The 2963-nt window shown below is 58.1% G+C and carries 1 rRNA gene; it reads left to right on the top strand.

The features are described 5' to 3' along the window. Positions 1–2 precede the first annotated feature (2 nt). A 23S ribosomal RNA gene (locus BAA01_11400) occupies positions 3–2960 on the top strand. The last annotated feature ends 3 nt before the right edge of the window (positions 2961–2963 follow it).

Here is a 2963-nt window from a genome sequence, read left to right as displayed (position 1 = left end):
AGCGGTTAAGGAAGGAAGGGCGCACGGTGGATGCCTTGGCACTAGGAGCCGAAGAAGGACGCGGCAAACGGCGAAACGCCTCGGGGAGCCGTAAGCAGGCGTAGATCCGGGGATTTCCGAATGGGGGAACCCACCGTCCGTAATGGGGCGGTATCCATGTCTGAATCCATAGGGCATGGAGGGCAACCCGGGGAACTGAAACATCTTAGTACCCGGAGGAGAAGAAAGCAACAGCGATTCCCTGAGTAGCGGCGAGCGAAAGGGGAACAGCCCAAACCAAAGGGCTTTGCCTTTTGGGGTTGTAGGACACTCCAGATGGAGTTACAAAAGAGCGGGGTAGGCGAAGCGGCCTGGAACGGCCCGTCGGAGAAGGTAAGAACCCTGTAGCCGAAACCCCGTTCTCTCCGGAGTGGATCCTGAGTACGGCGGGACACGAGGAATCCCGTCGGAAGCGGGGAGGACCATCTCCCAAGGCTAAATACTCCCTAGTGACCGATAGTGAACCAGTACCGTGAGGGAAAGGTGAAAAGCACCCCGGGAGGGGAGTGAAAGAGAACCTGAAACCGTGTGCCTACAAGTAGTCAGAGTCCGATGCACGGCAACGTGCCGGATGATGGCGTGCCTTTTGTAGAATGAACCGGCGAGTTGCGATGGCGTGCGAGGTTAAGGGGAAGACCCGGAGCCGCAGCGAAAGCGAGTCTGAAGAGGGCGCAGAGTACGTCGTCGCAGACCCGAAACCAGGTGATCTACCCGTGTCCAGGGTGAAGGCAGGGTAACACCTGCTGGAGGCCCGAACCCACGTACGTTGAAAAGTGCGGGGATGAGGTGCGGGTAGGGGTGAAATGCCAATCGAACCTGGAGATAGCTGGTTCTCTCCGAAATAGCTTTAGGGCTAGCCTCAAGCGGGAGAGTCTTGGAGGTAGAGCACTGTTTGGATGAGGGGCCCGCCAAGGGTTACCGAGTTCAGATAAACTCCGAATGCCAAGACTTGCGCTTGGGAGTCAGACTGCGAGTGATAAGATCCGCAGTCGAGAGGGGAACAGCCCAGACCGCCAGTTAAGGTCCCAAAGTATACGTTAAGTGGGAAAGGATGTGGAGCTGCCGAGACAACCAGGATGTTGGCTTAGAAGCAGCCATCATTCAAAGAGTGCGTAATAGCTCACTGGTCGAGTGGCTCTGCGCCGAAAATGTACCGGGGCTGAAACGTATCACCGAAACTGCGGATGGGCACGGAAGTGTCCATGGTAGGAGAGCGTTCTAAACGCGGGGAAGCAAGACCGGGAGGACTTGTGGAGCGTTTAGAAGTGAGAATGCCGGTATGAGTAGCGAAAGAAGGGTGAGAATCCCTTCCACCGAAAGCCTAAGGTTTCCTGAGGAAGGCTCGTCCGCTCAGGGTTAGTCGGGGCCTAAGCCGAGGCCGAAAGGCGTAGGCGAAGGGGAACAGGTGGATATTCCTGTACCACCCAGGATCCGGTATGAGCGAAGGGGGGACGCAGGAGGATAGGGCAAGCGCGCGGCTGGAAGAGCGCGTCCAAGCAGCGAGGGTGGCGGATAGGCAAATCCGTCCGCCTTAAAACCTGAGCTGTGATGGGGAGGGAATGGAAGTACCGAAGTGCCCGATTTCACACTGCCGAGAAAAGCCTCTAGCCAGGATCCGGGTGCCCGTACCGGAAACCGACACAGGTAGGCGAGGAGAGAATCCTAAGGTGAGCGAGAGAACCCTCGTTAAGGAACTCGGCAAAATGACCCCGTAACTTCGGGAGAAGGGGTGCTCTTTCGGGTGAAGAGCCTGAAGGAGCCGCAGAGGATAGGCCCAGGCGACTGTTTAACAAAAACACAGGTCTCTGCGAAGCCGAAAGGCGAAGTATAGGGGCTGACGCCTGCCCGGTGCTGGAAGGTTAAGGGGAGGGCTTAGCGGCGACGCGAAGGTCCGAACCGAAGCCCCAGTAAACGGCGGCCGTAACTATAACGGTCCTAAGGTAGCGAAATTCCTTGTCGGGTAAGTTCCGACCCGCACGAAAGGCGTAACGATCTGGGCGCTGTCTCAACGAGGGACTCGGTGAAATTATAGTACCTGTGAAGATGCAGGTTACCCGCGACAGGACGGAAAGACCCCGTGGAGCTTTACTGTAGCCTGATATGGGACTTTGGTATCGCTTGTACAGGATAGGCAGGAGCCTGGGAAGCGTGGGCGCCAGCCTACGTGGAGGCGCAAGTGGGATACTGCCCTGGCGGTATTGAAGTTCTAACCCGCGCCCCTGATCGGGGTGGGGGACAGTGTCAGGCGGGCAGTTTGACTGGGGCGGTCGCCTCCTAAAGGGTAACGGAGGCGCCCAAAGGTTCCCTCAGCGCGGTTGGAAATCGCGCGGAGAGTGCAAAGGCAGAAGGGAGCTTGACTGCGAGACCGACAAGTCGAGCAGGGACGAAAGTCGGGCTTAGTGATCCGGTGGTACCGGATGGAAGGGCCATCGCTCAACGGATAAAAGCTACCCCGGGGATAACAGGCTGATCTCCCCCAAGAGTCCACATCGACGGGGAGGTTTGGCACCTCGATGTCGGCTCGTCGCATCCTGGGGCTGAAGTCGGTCCCAAGGGTTGGGCTGTTCGCCCATTAAAGCGGCACGCGAGCTGGGTTCAGAACGTCGTGAGACAGTTCGGTCCCTATCCGTCGCGGGCGCAGGAAATCTGAGAGGGGCTGTCCTTAGTACGAGAGGACCGGGATGGACGCACCGCTGGTGTACCAGTTGTCCCGCCAGGGGCACCGCTGGGTAGCCAAGTGCGGAAGGGATAAGCGCTGAAAGCATCTAAGCGCGAAGCCCGCCTCAAGATGAGATTTCCCATCCTTTCGGGGCGACCCGAAAGGAGTAAGATCCCTTGAAGAAGACGAGGTAGATAGGTCCGGGGTGGAAGCACGGCGACGTGTGGAGCTGACGGATCCTAATCGATCGAGGACTTAACCGCAA

Origin of the sequence: Bacillus thermozeamaize (assembly GCA_002159075.1) — a bacterium.
Lineage (GTDB): Bacteria > Bacillota > Bacilli > ZCTH02-B2 > ZCTH02-B2 > Bacillus_BB > Bacillus_BB thermozeamaize.
This window is presented reverse-complemented; position numbering and strand designations above follow the sequence as displayed.